This is a genomic window from Paenibacillus sp. sgz302115, assembly GCF_056120445.1.
In genome coordinates this window covers 31,097-53,597 of record NZ_JBVYOK010000002.1, presented here as the reverse complement: position 1 = coordinate 53,597, position 22,501 = coordinate 31,097, and the positions used below count along the sequence as shown (strand labels likewise).

Below are 22,501 nucleotides of genomic sequence, written 5' to 3'. Positions count from 1 at the left end.
ACCGTCCACAAAAGGACGGCATCCGATTCAGAAATAATAAGAGGCATCCGCGAAGGATGCCTCTTATTATTCATGCTGTATGCTTTTACTGAAAAATCACTTCACATCCAGGCTGCTATTCAAAACCCGCTTCAGCAGCGTGGCTACCTCGGCTCTTGTTGCGGTTCCTTTCGGATCAAAGCGGTTGCCCGCTTTGCCGCTGATTAGGCCTTGGCCTTGAATTGCTGCTACCGCGTCTTTCGCCCACCCTGAAATCTGTCCATCATCCGCAAATGCAGTGACAGTACCCGAATTCTTCAGCGGCAGCTTCGAATATTTCACATAATTGTTCAGCACCACTGCCAGTTCTTCTCTCGTAACCGTCCGGTCCGGCGCAAAGGTTTTGTTGCTTGTCCCCTGAACAATGCCGTTCGATGCAGCCCAGGCAATGTAAGGCGAATAGTATTTACTCTCCTTCACATCTGTAAAGGACGAAACATTGGACTGATCCGCACCTGACATTTTCCCAAGGATCGTAGCCAGCATCCCGCGGGTTACGGTCTGATTCGGCGCAAAGGTGTTGCTTGAAGTGCCTGTGAGCCAGCCTTGCGCTGCCGTAAAGTCAATGCTGTCCTTCGCCCAATGATTCGCAATATCGTTAAAGCCTACGGCATGGTAGCCGACTGCAAAGGTGGAGAAATGGCTGGTTCTGAACTCCACCGTTTGTGCCGCTGCGTTGTATCTGCTGGCTACAGCTACGGTGCTGCCGCTGCCATTCACATAATACACCACAACCGCATTTGCATTCTCTCCTGTGCCGAGCTTATAAGGAATTTGAATCTTAACCGCTTCGCCTGCAAAGCTTGTAATGCTGTTTGCTCCATCTGTGATGGTGAAATCATAGGCAGGCCTGCCTGCTGTCAGTTCTTGAGTGCTGCCGCTCCAAGCCGCGCTCGAAGCCTGTGCAATACTGATCTTCAGGGTTTGGCCCTTGGCCGTCTTGCTGATCGCGGCAAGGGTCGGGCTTCCCAAGGTAATTGCTCCAAATCCGGTGCCGATCTTCAGATCAGCCTGTGTGCCGGAAGACAGCCCAGTCAAGAATGCGGTGCTCAGCTCAACCGTTACTTTGGTAGCTCCCTGCACAGCTTCCCCGCGAATTTCCACCACGGTTTGTTTTCCTGCCTTCTCGCTTGCCTTGGCGTTATCCAGCAGCTTCTGGCTGGCATCATCCGCGAGTACGACTTTTGCTTCGCCTGTCTCCTTATTCAGCGTCATTGCCGCTACTGCCACAGTATCCGTAACCGTAACACCTGACGTTGCTTGTGGCGAAGCACTTGGCTGCACGGTTGCTGTTGCAGGTACTGCCGTCCCTGCCGGCTGTGTTGGCGCTGGTGTCGGCGTTGCCGATGCTGTCGGTGTTGGAGTCGACGATGCTATCGGCGTTGGCGTTGCCGGTGTCGGTGTCGACGTTGGTGTTGGCGGTGTGTAATAGCCCTTTGAGATTTCAACAACAGATACCGTTCCTGATACCTCATTCGCTACAAGCAACAGCGGATAACGTGTCGGGCTTTGATCCGCCGGAATGAAGCTCTGTCCTTCAGGTGATACATCTCCGGCAATCCGGTAAGCCGGCTTCGCGCCTGAATTATCCACCGAATTCTTGAAATCTCTCGTATTCAGATAGTCGTAGAAGACAGGTGCGCTGATGTTCGAGAGGTCATACATCATATTGCCGCCGACCCGCTCAAGTCCAATGAAGGCATATGGCTTGCCGTCTACAACGCCAACCTTGACATCTTCAGGCTCAGGGCCTTTTTTGGCGCTTCGTTTCTCGAAGACGTAATCATCATTCGACCAGTTGAAGCCTTCTGGAACCAGTCTAGCTGTAATCTGCTCGAAATCTGCTCCGCTGTCATATACCAGGGACATGTCCTCTGCATTCCAGACAGAGAAGGAGCGTGCGCCGAACAGATAGGTTTTTCCGCCCGCAAAGCCTGCACCGCCCTCACCCACCTCATAATCCGAAGTGTCGAAGGTTGTTACCTTCATATTCTTGGTGGCATCGCCGTCCTGGCCTTTGCCGAGTGTAACATCCTTCTCATTGCTGTAGTCTTTCCAGCTCCGCGAATCGCCTTCGTTTGCCGTGATCACGTAGGTTTTGCCGCCGGCAGTGTAGGTAGTGATTCCGTCCGGATTGTACATACCGAGAACATTCGGTTCGGTTTTAATGTCAATTTTGCCGTCTCTGCGCATATCCAGCTCATTGCCTGGAACACTGTGGTCTTTGAAGCCCAGACCTTTGATGCTTGTAAACGTGCCTGTCCCAAGGTCCAGCGTGGCAATGGCATTGGCCTCCTGAAGAGATACGAACGCCCGCTTGCTGTCTGCGGATACTGCGATATATTCTGGCTCCAGATCCACAGAAGGCGCGGTTTGTTTTTTCAAAATCACATTATTGGACAAAAGCGCATTTCGTGCTTCGCTGCTGTCGAACGCGGTGAAATCAATCACCTTGGCCGTCTGCTTCTCCAGATTGATCAGCGTTACAGAGCCTTTAGGGTCCACTGCCGGAGCGGTGTAGCCTTCTCTAGGTTCCCCTTCGTCAGCCGCCAGCACATATTTGTTGTCAGGCGTGAAGGTTACCATGTCAGGCTGTACGCCTGCCTTATAATGTGCTTTGTAATTCCCGTCATAGTCCAGCAGCAGGACTGCGCCGGGCTTCTGATAATCTGCTTCTTGTACGGCAATTGCAATGGTATCCAGCGCCGGATTGATATCAACACTGGTGATGTCGCCAAAAGTGAACCCGTCAATCATCTTGCTGACATCAATCCGCTTATCGAGCACAAGCTCAGTCTGTTTCCCGGAAACCAGGGACTTCAGGCTGACAATGTCAATCTGCTTCTCCTTGCCGTTTACCAGATAAAATTTTTGATTGTCGCTGTTGTACTTCACAATCTCCGCAACGCCGCCCTCCAGATCGGAGAAGCCTGTGGAGTAGCTGCCGATTTTCGTCATAATCCCTGGGCTGAGCAGCTTGATTTCATTTCTGTCGCGCACACGGATTCTTTTGCCAACCGGATCAATGGAGGACAGCCCGATGGCCGAAATCCGGTCGCCGGCTTTGAGATATTCCAGATTCACTGTCTTAGTGATATATCCGTCAATAAAGACCCGCACATCACCTGAACCGTCATTGACAACGATGGCGCCTACTTTGCCACTGTCGAGACTAACCGAAACCACCTTGCCTTCAACCTTGACAAGTCTGCCCCGGTTCGCCTCGGAGGTTGCTTCAGCCGTTGTCACCAGTGCCGGAGAAATCTCATTTACACTGCTGTCGAGCATCTCGATACTCTTCACAGTCAGCTGTTTCTCGCCCTGATAGCCGCCTACCGTTCCGGTAACCTGAACCTTCTGACCCGCTCTGAAGTTGCCGGAAACCGGGAACAGGTTGATTCCCGCCGTGCTGTCCTGTACATAAATCGAGTCGAAAAAGGCTGTATTCTGATCATATCCGCTCGCATTGGAGGTTACAGTACCTTGAATGGTAAAAGATGTTCCTTCCTGGGCCTTCTGCACCTCAGCAATCGGAGTTACAGTTCTTGGAGCCAGCTCCTTCAGGATGTTCTGAGTGATGTTGTAATTGCTGTAGCCCAGCTCTCCCGAATTGTCCAGTGTAGCCTGCACTTCAAAGTTGGACATGAATACCGAACCTGCTGTAAATAGCTTAGCGCCACTCGCCAAAGTTTCTACAGTCAATACCGGAATATTCCCCTTAACAACAGGATTGCCCTCTCCGCCCAGTCCATCCTGATCGGAGTCCAGACTCTCGGAGGTTGCATGGGAAGTAACGATACTAGTCACCTTTGCCTTGTCCGCCTCAGCGACCGTGATCGACGAGCCGCTGTAGAAGCTGTATTCCTGGGCCGGATCTACTCCATACGTATAAGGGCTGCTCGTATTATAGTTCTTGAACCGGAGCCGGAAATTTTGGGACACATAATTGGTTTTGTCAATCAGCTCATCGTCAACCAGACGCGTCTTGGCATCAACTGCAGCCAGAATTAGATTCTGCTGGTAGGCCGCGTGATTGGCCGGAGGGTTCTTGCTGTCGCCGTAGTCCGCGAGTCCGGTAACGATTAGCGTTTTGCCGCTATCCGAAAATGCTTTGACCGCCGCAATTTCCTCAGCCGAATATTCACCAAGCGGACCTACAGAGGTTCTGCGGTTCGGCGGTGTCAGGATCAGAGCCTTCAGACCGGCCAGCTTGTCAGCCGTAATCCCATCCTTGATCTCCACCAGCCGGACATCATATTCCTCAGCCAGCTTAGCGAAGTTCGTCATGCTGTTGGCGTAGTTCCCGGCAACATATTCATTCTTGTGCGAAGCATCCACCCCGATGTTGATCAGCTTCGAGGCATCTCTTATATTGAGCTGCAAGGATTGGGTAAATACCCGGCTTGCGCCATTCACAAGGGCATGCACCGTAACCTGTACAGTGGTGATTCCAGCAGTTGAAGGCGTGTAATCAACGGGATCCTTCAGCGTTCCCAGGGAGGCGATTGGAGCATTAAGAACTTTGTCCGCAACACTGGTACCACCGATCGTATAACCGATGGATTCAATCGTAATCGGAGCAGCTTCATTATTGAACAGCTCTGTCGTGATCTGCAAAGGCTCCCCAGTCACCGGCATGCTGACCGACGAAGTCACTGCATTAATGCCGACCTTGTCAACCTCACCTACCCAGACCGGAGCGGTTACAGCAATATTGCCATCCGGTTGAACTACACGGATATAGTAGTAGCCGTTTGCCGGACTGTTGATTTTCACCGAATAATTAGCCTTATTGGTTTCGAACTTCTGAATATAGGATTCCTTACCGCCATTCGTGATCACCGATACCTGTCCGATTTGGTCGGAGGCATCCGGGTCTGAAAGATCCACGTTGATGTTCAATTCCCCAGTCCCCGCTGGCAGGCTTGAACCCAGCAGTTCGCCATTTGCCGTGTATTTGATCTCCAGATTCTGATCCTCTGTAGCGTACACATGCATTTCACGCAGCGCTGCGTATACTCCTTCCTTGGTGAAGGTGTCTGTCACAATCGCTGTTCTCGCCGTATTGGCGTTGCCCCACAGCCCTTTATGGTTGTCCTGATTGTTGGTAGGCGCCAGATGCCAGCCTTTGTCCAGAGCACGGTTATAGTATTCATAAGAGCGGAAATACCCGCCTGAGCTGACCGCCCCTTCGCCGTTTCCGACCTCGATCAGGGTCATATGCTGATTGATTTCAGGATCATAATTGGAAAAGTTATTAAAGTCGCCGAACGTCGGTCCCGGATGATTGAACTGTCCAATCGCGCCCGGAATGGTCTTCAGCAGCTTATAATAATTGGTCATGCCGGACACGCCGGATGCGTAGTCTTTATGGTTTCTGCTGACAAAGCCGTCTGTAGCAAAAGTATTAATATGGCCCGGACCGCCCGCCCAGGTCATTTCATAGCCGTAAAACGGTACAAAATCAGGCGTTGCCGCCGCTGCCGCAGCAGCTTGTCCTGCTTGCCATTTTGCATTCGTAACACTTGCCGCATAGTCCACAGGAGCAGCGGAGGTATCAAAATAATTCGAATGGTCAGTTAAAGCGAAGAAATCCAGCTTGGCAACATCTCTCGCATAGGTATAGGCGTCTTCCATCGTGCCTGAACCATCGGACTGAACGGTGTGCCCGTGCAATTGTCCGAAGTATACCTTCTCCTCTTGACCTGGAGCCTTAAGCGTATAATTAAAGGTTGAACTCACACTGTCCTTGTAGCCATCAAGCGTAGCGGACGCCTGAATTGTAGCGGGCAGCATATCTGCCGTTAATTTAATCGGAGTGCTGTAGTCAGCTTTCGGATCCACAGCTTCACCGGTCTCGCCGGCTTTTCGGGTAAGAATGTAGCTGATTTTCGCTCCGGCGGTGGAAGAGCTCAGCGTGATTTCCGTTCCGGCCGGAATGGAACCCGTTTTGCTTGCGAGTACGGGACGAACCTGTGCCTGAGTGTAGACAAAAGTTCTTTCCGCACTCACGCTCGCTCCTTTTACAGCTTTTGCCTTAATGACAGCCGTATCTCCAGTCTGATTGAACTGATCAATCACAACAGGGCCGGAAGCAGCCGGAATGGTCTGAACCGCTCCACCGTTCAATGTGTATTCAATGGCTGCGCCTGAAGTAACCGACGACAGCACAACCGGGCTGCCCTGGGCAATCTCGCTACCCGTATCCGGGGAGGCTACAACGGCTGCGACTGTGGTGGAGTCGGCTTTTTGCTCACCCGTGATTTTTATATCTGCCATACGGGAGGTTCCCGTAGAAGCTACTGTTCCCCCGTTAATCGAGCCATCACTTGTTTGCAACATACGCAGGTACACCTTGCTCTTATCGTCAACCTCCGCTGGCAAGGTGAACTCCGACTTTACAAGAGCTGCCGTATTTACATAAGCCCCACCTTGAACATCTGTATAAGTAACCTGATCTGTACTATATTGCAGCTTGAAATCCTTGGGACCTGTGCTCGAACCATAGGAACCAAAAGCCAGCTTCAAATGCTCATAGCCCGCTGTAGATAATACGATTTGCCAATATTTCGTATTCGCGCCATTTTGCCAGCCGTTTAGTGAAATCGACCTGTTCGACGCCGTATACGTTGAAATCTTGCCGCCGGTGCCGTTCTCCCCCATGTAGGTGGACAGCGTCACGGTGCTTGGATCAGCAACAGCACTTGTGGCGGGGAAACTCGTTAAGGTTTTGGATGAATCAGGATCATTCACAAAATCCCATTCGGCAACGGTTACAGCAGTTGCTGCATGAACAGAATTGGATACCGGCAGCATCGTAAGCAGCATGATTATCGCCATGAATGCGCTGATTATCCGTCGAGGATGTTTGGTTATCATATAAGCCTCCCAAGTATTGTTATACCTTTAATTTTAAGAGACTGATGTAAAATCACCGGCAATCCTGTGTTAAATCTTCGGCTATTCTTGTTAATAAACCTCTTTGCAAATACCAATATATATGTAAAAAGATAGACCGCCTTCCTTGTAAAAGGATGCGGTCTATCTCTTTCATTCTTTCATTATTGGCACAGCAGCTGAAAGCAATGCTTATTCCATGCCATGTTCTTTCCGAATGTTGTACATGCCTTGAATCAGCAGCTCCGAAGGGTCCCGGTTCAGTTGAAGATGTATCAGCAACAGATGCAGAGGAATTGCACAAACGTTATTTCCTTCGGTTACCGCCGGGAATCCTGCTTCAAATACCGGACCATGAACCTCATTCCAGGCCAGGCCAGCGTGCACCTGCTCAGGCGCAAACTCTTCCTGCACGGCTGCGATACAGTGTGGCACCAATATGTTATCAATCATGGCTTTGGCTTCTTCTTCGCTTGTAGGCGGCGGTAAGAGGGCTTTGCCTCCCTTGACCTTCATCAAGTCGATGAAGAAAGATGCCATCCACACTGAAGGGCTGTTATTCGTCTGGAATCTGGCAACCAGCTCACGCAGGAAAAACCCGCAGGAATATACATCCTTCGCTTCGTCCATAACATGAAACACAAAAGTCGGACCATACGCTTCCAGATTCATCACTTGACCCTGAACCTCTTGGAAATGCATCTTGAGCGCTACAATGCCGTTATGGTGAACCGCGTTGACAAGCGCTGCCAGCTTTTCTTCTTCGGTCAACGGTTCCTCGGTGCCGACCCTCTCCTCATTTACTTCAGCTTCATGGGTTATTTCTTCGTTTGCTGCTTCATCGCTCGTTAACTTATTGTTCATTATCATATTCACCCCACTTCCTATAATACCATTCCAAGGCTGGAAGCGACATCTTGTTATAGACAAGACATGCAATAGACAAGATTACAGGCGGGAATGTTAAAAAATAACGCTTAATCCAGCCGCTCAAGAGCTTCGCGGACAGCCTGCTTTTCTTTTTTCAGCACTGCCTCCTCAAGCGCCTGCTCCAGCAAACGGCGGATCTGCCGCAAATCTGCTGAACTGAAGACCTCAGTCCCCTTATCGCCGAGCAGATCGGGCAGCGCTGAAACAGCAATCTGGCGGTGAACGCCACCGCTACCAAGCCAATGAATAATGTCGGACGAAGAGGGCTGCGAGTGAGCATACAGCGTATCCCACCCGTCATACGGATAAGCGACCTTGTCCTCCATCCAGTCCAGCACGCTGCGGCTATGAAAGAATTGAAGCTGTGAATTCGCCTCATAACCGCTCAGCTTCTGCGCTTGCGCAGAAGTCTCCAGCATGGTGAGGACACGCTCCAACCCTTCGCCTTTCGGCAGGCAAAGAGCAGACAGATAAGCAAGTGAACTCCGGCTTATTGTAACGGGCGGAGCATCTGACCACAGTGGGCGCACAAAGCCTGCTGCCTGTTGCCCAAGCACCTCTCCGGCAAGACAAATAATAGCTTCTCTGTTGCCGCTGCTCTGTTCATGGCTTGCCCGCCCTACAAAGGCTTGCAGCACCTCTTCGGCGTTATATAGCGCGAAGGCTTCGGCAGTCTCCTTATCCGTACCGAACATTTCCGTGTAGAGAAGGAGTGAGTTCAAGTCATTCTGCGCCTGCTCCAGGGTCAGTGTCAGGTATTGATGCAGCCAAGCTCTCCATTGCCTGCTGGCGGGCAGCTCCGGGTCCAGTCCGGCTTTCCCGCAAAATCCGGGGTACTGCCATTCCTCCGCCCCCACACAACCCAGCGCTGTGACCCTGTCGATGAACTCTGTCAACGACGGAGCCAGCAGCAAATATTCTGCCGTTTCATGTGCCCAGTGTACGACTGCCGTTCCGGAAGGACTGTGCAAGTCCAGCAGCAGCTCATCTCCGTTACCGGCCAAATGAAAGCTGAGATAACGCTGATTCTCATCGGAATCTTCTTCAGTGAAAGCGAAGAATCCCAGTTGCTCCACAGCCCAGCCCACTTCACCGCTCACCTCAAAAGGCAGAATTGCTTCGTCTGGCAAGCTCCAGTAGACGTAAGCTTGGCCTGCACCCTCCCTCAGTAAGGAGCGAAGCTCCTCTGGGAGCCGAATTCCGAGCCGGAGCTCCGATTCGGCAAGCTCGCCTTCCGTAGCAGGAGGAGCAATATTCAGCCGGGTGTCCGCACCCTGCCGCCCAAGCGCCTCAATAAGCTCCTGCCATTGCCGCTTCCAGATATCCATTTGCGATTTCATCGGACCCGCCTCCCGTATGTTGCCATTACTTATTATATAAGCTGCCTCCTACAGGTTGTCTTGCTCCCAACGCGCAACTTCCGCACGCACGCGGGGCGCAACTTCTGTGCCAAGCAGTCTGATGGCTTCCATCACCTGGGCATGAGGCATTGTGCCATGCGGCACATGCAGCAGGAATCTTGTAATCCCCACATGCTTGCGCAGATGGATGATTTTGTCCGCAACCGTCTCTGGATCGCCTACATACAAAGCTCCGTCAAAGCTGCAGGCGGCATCATAATCCGACCGGTGATAGGCAGGCAATCCCTTCTCCACCGCTCTTACATTCGTTCTGGCATAAGTGGATGGGAAAAACTGTTCGATGGCCTTTGGCGTGCTCTCAGCAATAAAGCCATGAGCGTGCGCTGCTATCGGCAGCCGTGAGCTGTCATGTCCCGCCTTGGCCGCCGCTTCTTTATAGAGCTGCACCTGTGACGCAAATTGCAGCGGACGTACCGCTCCGATCATCGCCAGCGCAAAAGGCAGACCAAGCGCCCCTGCGCGGACCGCAGACTCAGGGCTCCCCGCACTGGCAATCCACACCGGCAAAGGCTGCTGCACCGGACGGGGATAGATCCCCAGATTATGTACAGCAGGCCGGTGTTTGCCTTCCCAGGTTACCCGCTCAGACTCCTGGAGCTTAAGCAGCAAATCCAGCTTCTCTTCGAATAATTCTTCGTAATCCTTCAGATCACATCCGAATAACGGAAAAGACTCTGTAAACGAACCACGGCCGACCATAATCTCGGCCCGGCCGTTCGAAATGCCGTCCAGTGTAGCAAAATCCTGAAACACCCGCACCGGATCGGCTGACGACAGGATCATAACGGCACTGGTCAACCGGATTCTCGTTGTCCGGGACGCAGCCGCAGCCATCACCACCGCCGGCGATGAAGCGGCAAAATCCGGACGGTGATGCTCCCCTACCCCGTATACATCCAAGCCTACCTCATCGGCAAGTATAATTTCCTCTACCACTTCACGCATCCGTTCCGCGTGGCTCATCGTTTTACCCGTTTCAACGTCAGGTGTTGTCTCGACAAAGGTGCTTATTCCCAGTTCCACTCTTCTGTTCCCCCAAGCTCTTATCAAATCGTTAGCCACTATATTTTATATCTTTAGTGCTTAATATTCAAAATTAAAATTAAGATAATAGATTGAGCTTAGGATTTCTAAAAAGGGTCAAGTCGTGACTCCAGAGAATGTTTGGACTTCCGGCCGTTGTTATGATTGAATTTCCTGATTGTAACCCGCTGCCCGCGGTAGAAATTCAATCATAAAGACGGACGCTACCGCTCCTACAGTTCCAAACTTCCCCTCCGTCACTTTTCCTTTTTGGTAATTCTAAATTCAATCTATACGGGCAGGAACCTAACAGACCGCCGGGAGCGCTTCAACAACGGCATTTCTGCTGTTGTTCCGCCCGATTCCCGCCGGGTGCGCTCCAACAACGGCATTTCTGCCGTTGTTCCGCCCGGTTCCCGCCGGAGGCGCTCCAACAACGGCATTTCTGCCGTTGTTTCTGCCCCAAACCACAAAAAGCAGACCGAACCGTCACCCTGGTGACGGCCCAATCCGCTTCTAGTAAACTGAGCGAATAGCAGCTCAATTTACGGCTTAGCAACGAGTTCGGATGCGAGCTTCTCAGCCCCGTCGAAGATCGAGTAGCTGTAGCCCCAGAACTGGTTGAAGTCGATTTTATAAATCGCCTTGTTCTTGATGGCTTTCAGGCTTCGCAGCGACGGATCGGCGTAGAATGCCTTCAGCGTCTGCTCCGGGTCCACTCCTCCGGTGTACACCGAGAGCAGCAGAACATCCGGGTTGGTCGCGATCAGCTGCTCTTTGCTGATATCGCCTGTAACCGTACCGAAGCTGTTTTTGAGTCCAAGCAGGCCAAGAACATCTCCGGCGAAAGTGTCGATATTCCCGCTGTACACCTTGATTTCTCCATTTCCGCCATCGGAAACATACGCAAAGGTCTTCTCGCCTCTGGCGGCGGAATCATCCTTCAGCTTCTGTGCACGGCTCTTCAATTCCTCGGTATAGGCGGCTGCTTTGTCCTGAACATCAAAAATTTGACCAAGCTGCTCAATATCCTTGTACAAGCTGTCAAGGGTCGCTCCCTTAACGCTGGTGTTCTGCACGAATGTCTTAATGCCAAGCTCATTCAATCCATCTACAGTTCCAACTCCCCAGTCGGCATCTGCGTACAGATCACCGCGTCCCAGGACCAGATCCGGACTTGCCCCAACAACCAGCTCTTTACTTGCATACTCCTTGGAGATTACAGGAATTTTCTTGAATTCCTCCTGAACAGAGGGATCACCATTGCCGTAGAGTGCGGCAACTCCCACCATTTTGTCGGTCAAGCCCAGCTTAATCAGCAGCTCGGCGGCGCCCTGGGTATTGGCTACAACTTTTTCAGGAGCCTTGTCGAAGGTCTGGGATTTGGCCGTCCATTCCGCTCCTTCACCTTGCTTCGTGTAGTTCTCAATTGTGAGCGGGTATACTGTCTTGTTGCTTGGAGCCGCCGTCTCTGTGCTGGTATTGCTGCTGCTCTTAGGCGCTGCAGAGCTTGCCGCTTCATTCTGATTCTGTGACTTCGAAGAACAAGCCGCTATCATAACCGCCATTACCAGAACCGCGAACAGCGGCGCATATCTCTTGAATACATTTTTCATGCTTCTAGTCCCCTTTGCTATAAATACAAGTGTGTATCCTGTCCGGCAGGCATCAAGCCGCTGCCCAGCATGAGATACTTCTCGTAGAATATAGAAAGTCGGGCTATCTGTCAATGAGAACTATTATCATTGACAATCATTCTCATTGTGAATTATATTTTAAAATAAACATAATCATTAAGGAGCCTTTTGAATGCCATGCAAACTGATCTATTAGAGCAATCTGAACCAAAGCAGTCCATTATTTATACCCGTTACGGCTTCATGACGGTCATCCTTGCCCTGCTGATTATTACAATCCTGTCGGTTGGCGCAGCAGTCTCCTTCGGGCAGGTAGACATCCCCGTAGCACAATCCTACCGGATTCTGCTCCACCACATTACAGGCATTCAAATCGGAGACGTCCAGGAGCTGACTTCCGGTTCTTACGTTGATATTATTTGGAAAATCCGTTTCCCCCGCGTCCTGATGGCTATGTTCATCGGTGCCGGCCTTACGTTATGCGGAACCATCATGCAGGCGGCTGTTCAGAATCCACTGGCCGATCCATACATACTGGGTATATCTTCCGGCGCTTCTCTTGGAGCAACGTTTGCAATCTTAATCGGCTTCGGCACTATGGGGCTATTGGGTCAAACGGGGATCGCCTTCTGGGCATTTGCCGGCGCGGTCGGCGCTTCCCTGCTCGTCTTGCTCCTTGCAAGTGCAGGCGGCAAAATGACCTCCGTCAAGCTGGTTCTGGCCGGTATGGTTATTAATGCGTTATGTACCGCCTTTGCCAATTTCATTGTCTATTTTGCCAACAATGCCGAAGGCATCAAGACGGTCACCTTCTGGACAATGGGCAGCCTGGCCGCTTCGAGCTGGGATAAGCTGCCGCTGATTTCAATAGCTGTCCTGCTGGCTGTTATCTTTTTCCTGCTGCAATCCCGGGTACTGAACACGATGCTGCTCGGTGACGAGGCTGCTGTCACGCTGGGAATTAATCTGAGTGTATACCGCAAGGCCTACATGATTCTTACTGCGCTGATTACCGGGGTAATGGTAGCAAGCTGCGGTATGATCGGATTCGTGGGACTGATTATCCCCCATATGGTGAGAGGGCTTGTCGGATCTGATCACCGCAGGCTGCTCCCGGCGTCCATCCTGTTCGGTGCCATCTTCCTGATCTGGACGGATGTTATTGCACGGACGATTGTGCCGAATGTGGAGCTTCCGATTGGGATTATTACCGCCTTGATTGGCGCACCGATGTTCATGTACATGCTGATCAAAAAAGGCTATGCGTTTGGAGGCAAATCCTGATGAATTTGAAAGTTGACCATCTGTCCGTTTCGTTTTCTAATGCCAATATTGTAAAGGACGTGTCCCTGAAGGTTCACAACAAGCAGTTTGTCGGCCTCATTGGACCGAACGGCTGCGGCAAATCCACGCTTCTCAAAAGCATCTATAAAGTAATCAAGCCGCGACAGGGTGATGTTTTCTTATCTGAATTGGATGTCATGAAATCAAGCCCCAGAGCTGTGGCGCAAAAGCTGGGCGTGGTTGGACAATTCAACGAGCTGAGCTTTGACTTCACCGTCCGTGAAATGGTCGCAATGGGCAGAACCCCGCACAAGGGAATGCTGGAGACTGATAACCGGGAGGATTACAGCATCGTCTCCGGCGCACTCCGTAAGGTTAACCTGGAAGGTTATGCAGACCGCAGCTATAATTCATTATCCGGTGGAGAGAAGCAGCGTGTCATCCTGGCCCGTGTGCTGGCGCAGCAGCCGGAATTCATGATTCTGGATGAGCCTACCAATCATTTGGACATTAAATACCAGCTGCAAATCCTGAATATTGTTAAAAAGCTGGACATCGGCATTCTCGCCGCGCTCCATGACCTTGCCCTTGCCGCAGAATACTGCGATTATCTCTATGTCATGAAGGAAGGTCAGGTCGCCGCCAGCGGAAAACCTGAGGATATTTTGACGAAGGAATTGATTGGCCAGGTATTCGATGTGGCCTGTGAGACTTACCGCAACCCCGTGACCGGGGCGCTCGCCATTGCTTATTTGGAAACGAGGTAGTTTTCTTTAGTTAATTGTCCGCAGAGCTAATATTCTTACGCAGCTTGTCAAAGGGAGGCTGGCCGTATATCATCTCGAGTGTAAAATCACGGCTATCCTCCCCGCTTTTCACCTCTAAGCTCATTTTCTCCGCAAATTTGGCTACAGTGTCCATGACTTTAGTGCTCTGCACCGGGAATTTGCCGACTGAGCTTTCGGCCGACAGCATCACAGCATCTGAACCATCTAATACGGCTTGAGCGATATCCGTCACCTCGGCGCGCGTCGGTACGGGATGATCGGTCATGGATTGGAGCATATGAGTAGCAGTGATGGCATAGGTCTTCGAACGGCTGCACTCGCGGAGAAGCGCTTTTTGAATGAACGGGATTTGCTCAAAAGGCAGCTCCACGCCAAGATCTCCCCGGGCAACCATGATTCCGTCTGAAGCCTTCATTATTGAAGCGAAGTTAAGAACGGCATGAACGGTTTCGATCTTGGAAATGAGGCCCGGCTGCTTATATTGCCCCAAAGAAGCAATATACTCCCGAATCTCCTTCAAGTGAGCTTCCTCGCGGATAAAGGAGCATGCAATCCAATCCACCTGCTGCTCCAGCAGGAATTGAAGATCCTGCTTGTCTTTGGCTGTAATCGCCGGCAAGCGAAGTCTCGTTCCCGGAACATTGACGCCCTTGCGGCTGCCGATCGTTCCGCCTACAGTAACGCGCGTTGCGATGCTTCCCGGCTTTTTATCTGTCACCTCAAGCTTGACTTCTCCGTCATTAATTAGGATTGTATCTCCTATTTGAATGTCATCCAGCACACTGGCGTTATCGAGCGCCGCCCGCTCCCGGCCTCCCGGCTCGTCGGACTGGTCAAGAATAAACGGCTGGCCGACTTCTAATTGAACCGCATCACCCTGCACACTTTTCAAGCGGATCTTTGGTCCTTGCAGGTCGCCCATGATCTTAACGGGTTTCCCTGATTGGGCTGAAGCGGCTCTCAAAGTGTTGATCACTTCTTGATGTTCTTCGTGGCTGCTGTGCGACATATTAAGCCGGGCAATCGTCATGCCGCCAAGCAATAATTCCTGGAGAACGGCAGGAGAAGAGCTGGCCGGACCGATAGTACAGATCAAATCAACACCCAAGTATAATCACTCCTATACTAAATTTGCAGTCATATCATATTATTTCCACTGCCTGCGCAGTAAAAACAGTTAGACCTCAAAATTCATCAGAGAGCATGTATGGAGTGTTATATTGTACAGGCAGAGCGTGCTTTTTTCCCTTGTATGTATTTGCTCCCTGACTAGCCTCGCTTGATTAATTGAAAAATGAAATAATCCGCTCTGCAATCACCTTCCACAAGCCTGGGTACTCCTGATTGATTAGCTGTCTGACCTGCTCAGCCTTGATGCTGCTGAAATCGTTGTCTTGAACAACAAGAGCATACGCTCCTTTCGCCGTGTCGCCAATGGCAATATGCCCGCTTGCGTACCCGCCTATAGCAATGTGTGAGGCGATGGCAAGACCGCCAAAGGAGAACATGCCAAGCGCCAGACCGCCTATTGCAAAAACGCCCGCTGCCAATCCGCCAACGGCTATGATGCCGGCTGCCAATCCCCCTATAGCTAGAAGCAGTCCCAGAGCCAGTCCTGCAATGCTGATAAGCCCCAAAGCAAGCGCGCCCAAGCATAAGCCGCCGATAGCGACAATACCTATGGATACAGCACCAACCGCAATATTGCCTATTGCAATAATTCCTTTGGCAACATATAGTCCCCGCCCAACATTGACATGAACCAGTGGAACCCCAAAGCAGGTTTTCTTGCTTTTGTACTCATAATGAAACATGGATTTCAAATCCGGGTAAACAGGAACTGTTGCGGGTTCTGCCTTCCCTTGATGATCGGGAACATCCTTAACCAGATGATCCACACTTACGCCAAACAGTTCACTTAATGCAATCATTTTCTCCATTTCAGGATAGGATTGACCCGATTCCCACTTGGATACGGCCTGCCGCGAGACACCAATCACTTCCGCCATGTTCTCTTGAGACATACCTTTTTGTTTTCTGTAGCTCTGCAATTTATCCGCAAAGTCCATGATCATCACCTCACACTCATCATAGAATATCGCGCTGCAGACCGCTACCAATCAGTGCTTACAAAGTGTCAACCACAGGTTGCGAAAGCATTTTTTCAATAATTCCGATGAAAGGAGAGCAAAAAAAAACGGCATTTCTGCCGTTTTCTCAGGTATGGGCTAATAGCAGCTTTTCAATCGCTTCTTCTTCCGTCCTCAGGAAAAAAATATCGTTCCCATTGTTGCATTCATAAATGAAGTCGCGCAAGCTCTTACTGGAATACACAGAGAAATCGCCAACGATAGCGGCCTTCACGTGATAGTTGATGAACTTCTGCAGAATTTCGCCGGCCAGGCGTGTTTTCAAATCGAAAAATTGTTCGCTCACCAAAGATTTGTGTATCACGATCCGCTCGCAGTCAGCTTCATACCGTACGGTGGACATAAGATCAAGTGCGGACTGAACATCCACCATCACTGGCCCGCTGCCGCTGACAACTGCGATATTTACGCCATCTTTTTCAACTTTAGTTATATTCATAATGCTCCTCCTGTTCTCCTCAAAAAGCTTATCTGCCTGTCACTCTTCTGACATAATCCTCAACAATGTACCGGTTATCTTCGCCATTTACGGGCGGAATATTAGCCACTCTGAAAAAGCTTAGCCCTACCGTCATAGCCAGCAATCCGTATGCAGCACTCCCGGAATCGTCCACTGCCATTTCTCCCTGCTTGGCCCCGTACTCCATTATCTTGGCAATGCCCTGCAAATCTGCCGTATAGCTCGTTGATATGACCTCCTGCAGTTTGGGGTCCAACATGGCTTTGGAGAAAAACTGCAGGAACAGCCTGGCCTGATCCTCATACGGGATATTCATCCGCTCGACCCCATCCAGTTGCGAAACATTAATCGCCTTCTCCGTATCCTCACGGTAGGGTGACAGTATATACTTCATTACGACATCCAGCATTTCTCCTGCCGGCATTGTCTTCTCTATCTCCGCTTCAATCTTCAGCTCATAATAGGCTAAGAACGACTTGAAGGCCTCAACCGTCAAATTATCCTTATTTTTAAAATAATAAATCACAACTCCCTTAGAGCAGTCCGCATACGCTGCCACCTTATCCAGCGTCATGCCGTCAATCCCGTGACTGCTGATACATGCCAATGTGGCATTAATGACATCAGCCCGGCGTTTAGGCTCCATTCCAAGCTTGGGCATGCTCTCACCTTATCCGATTTTATTTATACTGATCAGTCAGAATAAATAAATCATAATCTGTTCCTGCCGTCCTGTCAAATCAAGGATGCAGCAAGCTGATTCCAAACAAAAATAGACCGTCCTCCTCAATCTTCAAGAGGAACCGGTCTATTTCGTTTACAGCACAGTGCGCAGGAACTTCCCTGTATGGGAGGCCTCCACTTGGGCAACCTGCTCCGGTGTGCCTTCGGCAACCACGTAACCGCCCTCATGGCCGCCTTCCGGGCCCATGTCGATAATATAATCGGCCGATTTCATGACGTCCAGATGATGCTCGACAACGATTACGGTATGCCCCTTGTCCACCAGCTTGCCCAGAGACAGCAGCAGCTTTTGGATATCCGACAGATGCAGGCCTGTGGTTGGCTCGTCAAGGATGTACAGATTATGGGCTCCCCGCTTGATCTTGGACAGCTCGTGAGCCAGCTTGACACGCTGCGCCTCCCCGCCTGACAAGGTGGTCGAGCTTTGCCCTAACCGCATATAGCCAAGTCCCAGTTCATCCATAATGTCCAGCTTGTGCTTCAGGTACTTGTGTTCACGGAAGAAGTCGCGGGCTTCTTCGACCGTCATTTCCAGCACATCGGCGATGCTTTTGCCTTTCACTTTGATTTCAAGACCTTCTTCCGAGAACCGCAGCCCTTTACATACCGGACAAATGGTTTCGATATCCGCCATAAACTGCAGGTTGGTCACGATAATGCCGTCTCCCGCACATTGCTCACAGCGGGTCCCTCCCGCATGGGTCAAGCTGAAATCAATAGGCTGGTATCCCCGGTCGATGGCCTCCGGCTGCATGGCGAACAGATCCCGGATTTTATCGTACATGCCAATGTAGGTTGCCGGATTGGATTTGCTGTTCCTGCCGATAGGCGTCTGATCGATATTGATTACATTGTTCAGCAGGTCCGAACCAAACAGAAAATCATGCTCCCCCGCAACAATCCGGGCGGAAGTCTTATCAATCTTCAATTGCTTGTACAGGATTTCGTTGATCAGCGAGCTTTTCCCGGAACCGGATACCCCGGTCACACAGATGAACAGCCCGAGCGGAATATCCAGATCCACATTCTTCAGATTGTTCTCCCTTGCACCTTGAATGCTTAAAAAGTCATCCCCCAAGCTCCGACGCTTCCCGGGAACAGGGATACAGGCTTGCCCCGACAGATATCGGCCTGTTACCGACCGAGGCTCATGCATAATATCCTCCAGTCCGCCGCTCGCAACAACATTGCCGCCGTGAATCCCCGGACCCGGACCAATTTCGATGATATAATCCGCGCTCTGTATCGTATCCATGTCATGCTCAACCACGATTACGGTATTGCCTATATCCCGCAGCTTCTTCATCGTATCAATGACCCGGCTGGAATCCCTAGGATGAAGGCCAATACTCGGCTCATCCATGACGTACAGCATCCCCATCAGCTCGCTGCTGATCTGGGTCGACATTTTGATCCGCTGCATCTCTCCGCCAGAGATACTGTCGCTTCTCCGGCTAAGGCTGATATAGTGCAGCCCGATGTCGATGAGCAGTGACACTCTGGTCTTGATCTCTTGAATGATGGAGGAAGCCACATCCCGAATCTCTTCATCAAACGTCAACGCCTCCAGTGAATGAAGCAGCTCCGGCAGCTGTTTGCGGCTTAGCTGATCTATATTCTCTTCTCCAAGCATTACCTGAAGCCGCTGCTGCTTGAGCCTTGCTCCATGACACTCAGGGCAGATTTTCTCAATCATACACTCCTTGATAAAATTCGGCTCGAAGGCTTCAGTAGTCGAACTCTTCCGTATGTAGTGCTTATACCAGCTCTCCATCTCATTGACGAAGCCCCAGAACGGCCGATCCCGTCCGATAAGCCAATTCTTCTTCGTAGAGTTAGCCGGCTGGAGCATAGGGACAACCTCGCCTTTGGTCCCATAGAACAGAATGTCATGCACCGTCTTCGGAAGATCGCAGAAAGGAGTATCCAGGCTGAAATTATACTTCTGGGACAAGCTGTACATCAGCACGGAGCGGTAGCTATCCTTCCCCGCCGGGTTGAAGACTGTATTCTTGAGCGCCCCCTTGTTGATGCTCTTCTCCGGCGCTACCACCAGGAAGCGTGGTTCCACCACATAAGACATCCCCACCCCGAGGCAGGTATGGCAGGCGCTTACAGGCGAGTTGAAGGAGAAATGAAAGGGCTGCATGTCGCAGAGAAAGAAATGATGCTCCGGACACCCGAAGTCCTGATAAAAGGAACGGTCCACGCCTCCCGGAACCTCTACCTTAATCATAATATCCTCTTCCAGAGCCAGCATCGCCGCTTCTATGGATTTGGTCAGTTGAATGTAGGTATCCTTCTTCAAATGAAAACGGTCAATGATCATCTCAATATGGTAGTCCCTGGTTTCGTCCAGCTCTCGCTTCTCAGCCAATGAAAAAGCTTCACCGTCTACGAGCAGATTCTTGTACCCTTTTTCCCGAAGCTGCTGAAAGGTATAGTTGTAATCCTCTCCGAACACTTTATAGACGGGAGCACGCAGTTCTACCACTGTACCGAATGGCAATGTGGAGATCCGCTCGGCAATCTGGGCCGCAGAGAGCTGCTTCAAGGAATGGCCGCATTCCGGGCATTTGCCGACACCTGCGGTGGAGTAGAGCAGACGCAAATAATCGTTGATATCCGTAACCGTGCCGACGGTTGAGCGGGGATTGTTATTGCTTTTTTTCTGTTCGATCGCGATTACCGGGGACAAGCCGCGCACATAGTCTACCTTTGCTTTTTTAAGCTGGCTGATCCGGCTCTTGGCGAAGGTGGAGATGGAGTCCAGAAACCGCCGCTGGCCCTCCCCGTAAATCACATCAAAAGCGAGCGAAGACTTCCCGGAGCCGGACACTCCCGTAATCACCGTCAGCTTGTCCCGCGGAATTTCCACTGAAATGTTCTTCAGGTTGTTTTGCTTGGCCCCGGATATCTCGATGGTTGTTCTTACCGACATGAATAAGGCTCCTTTCTGCACTTGGGTCTACGGAATGTACAAATAACCTACTTCTTCAACGGCACGCTTGCTTTTGGGCGTAATCCGGATGGTCTGGGTTACCTTTTCAATGACCCCTTTATCCACCAAATAGTCCATAACGCCAAACAGCGCATCGCTGCTCACTTGAAAATACTTATTGATCAGCGTAACGGTCTTGATTTCCTGATCGCTCATAAATTCAATCACCGGCTTGGAAAAAATGGGGAGATGCTGCTCCAGCACCTTGTCTAGCCGCTCTATGCCGCTCTTTATTTCCTCTACGCTCATATGATGAGACATGGCCTCCTGATAAAATGGAGCAATCGCCTCAGGATTCAGAACTGCCGCTCTTTGGAGGGCCTCTCTGGATATCGCCTCCCCATGGATGCACAGCTCCATATGAGCAACCGACTCCGCAGCCTTAAGCAGATAATACTGGGCGTACAGCGGGTCCTTTCTCACGGTCAGCCACTTCTGGGTTTTGTCGCGAAGGTGAACAATCGTTCCGGCAATATGGAGTGCAGAAACTGCGATATCATCACTGCCAATCTGCTTAAGGTCTTCGAAATATTCGATCAGGGTCTCATCCGTGGAATAGACCATCTTCCCCTTGGAGAAGTAGGATTGGGAGAAGGACCCTCCTATTGCCCGTTCCATGCCTCTCTTGAATTCACTGCGGACCATAAGGTACACATTGATAAGAATGCCGTCCTCATCAATGCAATAGCTCGTAGTGGTAAGCGGCTGGTCGCGGACAATCATGGTCATATCAATATCGCTTTTCTCCCAGACCACATCATACGCGAGACTCCCGCTGACAATAATGGCAATCACATTCGGATCGCCCTTGACCTTCCCGATAAAGCTCTCCTGCGCAGCTATGTAGCGTGCTTTCAGTTCTGCCTGTGCAACATTGTCCATAATCTCTTACTCTCACCCTGCCTTCTTCATAAAGTAATCGTTCCCATCCTCCCGTTATGGTAAAATCATACTACACTGCTGCTACTCGAACCGGACAAAAATTGCTGTGTTATAAAACGTGAAGTTCAACTTATAAAAGGAGCCAACATGGATCTTCATCTCCTGGATACGATTAACCAAACCACAGAATATATCGAAAGCCATTTGCTGGAGGAGCTAAGTCTGGATAACATCTCGGCGCAGGTGAACATCTCCAAATTCCATCTGCTGCGCATCTGGAAAGGAGCCACGTCCACCGGACTGATGGAATATGTCCGCAGAAGACGGATAGCCTGCTCCCTGGGGGATTTGATGCATGAGCCGAGCAGTATTGAATTTATCTCGTCCAAATACTCCTTCGGCTGCGAACGCACCTACACCAGAGTCTTCAAGGAAGAATTCAACATCAGCCCGGCCAAGTGGCGGCGCAGCCCTACTCCGCTGCAGATCATGGACCGGTTCAATGCGAATTTTCTGCACCGCGCGGGGGAAGGACTTGTCTATTTTCACTCCACCAGCATACTGCCATCCTTTTCGGTTGCCGGCCTGGAGCACCGGGTAGATGTGAATGACAACATGGCGAATCAGACCTCGAACCGGCTTGGCGTCGATTTCTTTTATCATAGCCGTCCAAGAATCATCAATCCGGTGAATAAAGATACCTACATCGGGCTCACCACTGTCCCTGACCCGTTTCAGGGCTATACCTGGTATCAGCCGTCCGTACAAGTTAATCACAGCTCCATCGTTCCGCCGGATATGACTGTAAAGCAGATTGCTCCCCACAAATACGGTGTGTTCACTTACATGGGCCCCCATCGTCCGGAAGAAATCAGCTCCCGAACCTTAATCGCCATCTGGGAGATTATCTTCGAAACGTGGATGCCCACCGTGCAATTCGAGCTGGAGGACAAGTTCAGCTTCGAGCTCATCAATTACGCCAAATGCAATAAGCACTACTGCGAATGCAATTTGTATTATCCGATTTCGCGGGTGTGAGGAAGGCTAAAAAGTCTTCTAAACGGCAAAAAAACGGCATCTCTGCCGTTTGCTTGCTCTATCTCACTTGTTCAAATCTTTCTCTTTTCAATCCATTGTAGATGACGTAAAAAGTTCAGAACATCATCAAGCGATTGATAGATGCTATGGTCCCGGACTTTCCCTTCAGGATCGGCCGGGATTGGAAGTGAAAACTTCCTGCGTAAA

15 protein-coding genes are annotated in these 22,501 nt (G+C 50.8%); 3 read left to right on the top strand and 12 right to left on the bottom strand.

The annotated features are described in order from the left end of the window. Positions 1 to 96: 96 nt before the first annotated feature. The 6 genes from AC0LWN_RS05740 to AC0LWN_RS05715 form a co-directional block, all read right to left on the bottom strand. Positions 97 to 6,918 (bottom strand): choice-of-anchor I family protein, encoded by a 6,822-nt coding sequence (locus AC0LWN_RS05740; RefSeq protein ID WP_474663636.1) that lies wholly within the window; start codon positions 6,916 to 6,918, stop codon positions 97 to 99. A gap of 210 nt (positions 6,919 to 7,128) precedes the next feature. After that, a complete protein-coding gene (locus AC0LWN_RS05735; RefSeq protein ID WP_474663635.1) occupies positions 7,129 to 7,800 on the bottom strand; it encodes a hypothetical protein in 672 nt (223 codons plus the stop codon). Between the two features lie 113 nt (positions 7,801 to 7,913). Beyond that, complete coding sequence (locus AC0LWN_RS05730; protein ID WP_474663634.1) at positions 7,914 to 9,206, bottom strand: SMI1/KNR4 family protein; 1,293 nt, start codon at positions 9,204 to 9,206, stop codon at positions 7,914 to 7,916. A 48-nt stretch (positions 9,207 to 9,254) separates the two neighbouring features. Then, the gene (locus tag AC0LWN_RS05725) at positions 9,255 to 10,310 is read right to left on the bottom strand and encodes an LLM class flavin-dependent oxidoreductase (RefSeq protein ID WP_474663633.1); all 1,056 of its coding nucleotides are present in this window, start codon (positions 10,308 to 10,310) and stop codon (positions 9,255 to 9,257) included. Positions 10,311 to 10,616: 306 nt separating this feature from the next. Further along, the gene (locus AC0LWN_RS05720; RefSeq protein ID WP_474663632.1) at positions 10,617 to 10,781 is read right to left on the bottom strand and encodes a hypothetical protein; all 165 of its coding nucleotides are present in this window, start codon (positions 10,779 to 10,781) and stop codon (positions 10,617 to 10,619) included. Positions 10,782 to 10,855: 74 nt separating this feature from the next. Beyond that, a complete protein-coding gene (locus tag AC0LWN_RS05715; RefSeq protein ID WP_474663631.1) occupies positions 10,856 to 11,926 on the bottom strand; it encodes an ABC transporter substrate-binding protein in 1,071 nt (356 codons plus the stop codon). A 198-nt stretch (positions 11,927 to 12,124) separates the two neighbouring features. On the opposite strand from AC0LWN_RS05715, the gene AC0LWN_RS05710 reads away from it, so the two are divergent. After that, entirely contained in the window at positions 12,125 to 13,231 is a 1,107-nt protein-coding gene (locus AC0LWN_RS05710) for a FecCD family ABC transporter permease (protein ID WP_474663630.1), read from the top strand. Then, positions 13,231 to 13,998 (top strand): ABC transporter ATP-binding protein, encoded by a 768-nt coding sequence (locus AC0LWN_RS05705; RefSeq protein WP_474663629.1) that lies wholly within the window; start codon positions 13,231 to 13,233, stop codon positions 13,996 to 13,998. Before AC0LWN_RS05710 ends, AC0LWN_RS05705 begins: the two co-directional genes overlap by 1 nt. A gap of 10 nt (positions 13,999 to 14,008) precedes the next feature. Here the strand turns inward: AC0LWN_RS05705 and pyk are convergent, their stop codons facing one another. The 6 genes from pyk to AC0LWN_RS05675 all read right to left on the bottom strand — a co-directional run bounded on the left by pyk (position 14,009) and on the right by AC0LWN_RS05675 (position 21,256). Continuing rightward, the gene (pyk, locus tag AC0LWN_RS05700) at positions 14,009 to 15,127 is read right to left on the bottom strand and encodes a pyruvate kinase (protein WP_474663628.1); all 1,119 of its coding nucleotides are present in this window, start codon (positions 15,125 to 15,127) and stop codon (positions 14,009 to 14,011) included. Between the two features lie 175 nt (positions 15,128 to 15,302). Beyond that, entirely contained in the window at positions 15,303 to 16,088 is a 786-nt protein-coding gene (locus tag AC0LWN_RS05695) for a helix-turn-helix domain-containing protein (protein ID WP_474663627.1), read from the bottom strand. A 148-nt stretch (positions 16,089 to 16,236) separates the two neighbouring features. Then, positions 16,237 to 16,608 (bottom strand): DUF4180 domain-containing protein, encoded by a 372-nt coding sequence (locus AC0LWN_RS05690; RefSeq protein WP_474663626.1) that lies wholly within the window; start codon positions 16,606 to 16,608, stop codon positions 16,237 to 16,239. A 28-nt stretch (positions 16,609 to 16,636) separates the two neighbouring features. Further along, complete coding sequence (locus AC0LWN_RS05685; protein WP_474663625.1) at positions 16,637 to 17,290, bottom strand: TetR/AcrR family transcriptional regulator; 654 nt, start codon at positions 17,288 to 17,290, stop codon at positions 16,637 to 16,639. A gap of 156 nt (positions 17,291 to 17,446) precedes the next feature. Next, positions 17,447 to 20,314 (bottom strand): excinuclease ABC subunit UvrA, encoded by a 2,868-nt coding sequence (uvrA, locus tag AC0LWN_RS05680; RefSeq protein ID WP_474663624.1) that lies wholly within the window; start codon positions 20,312 to 20,314, stop codon positions 17,447 to 17,449. Positions 20,315 to 20,341: 27 nt separating this feature from the next. Further along, positions 20,342 to 21,256 (bottom strand): nucleotidyltransferase, encoded by a 915-nt coding sequence (locus tag AC0LWN_RS05675; RefSeq protein ID WP_474663623.1) that lies wholly within the window; start codon positions 21,254 to 21,256, stop codon positions 20,342 to 20,344. 147 nt (positions 21,257 to 21,403) lie between these two features. Between AC0LWN_RS05675 and AC0LWN_RS05670 the strand changes: the two genes are divergently transcribed. After that, positions 21,404 to 22,294 carry a GyrI-like domain-containing protein gene (locus AC0LWN_RS05670; protein ID WP_474663622.1) on the top strand — a complete coding sequence of 297 codons (891 nt, stop codon included), beginning with the start codon at positions 21,404 to 21,406 and terminating at the stop codon, positions 22,292 to 22,294. Positions 22,295 to 22,501: the final 207 nt, after the last annotated feature.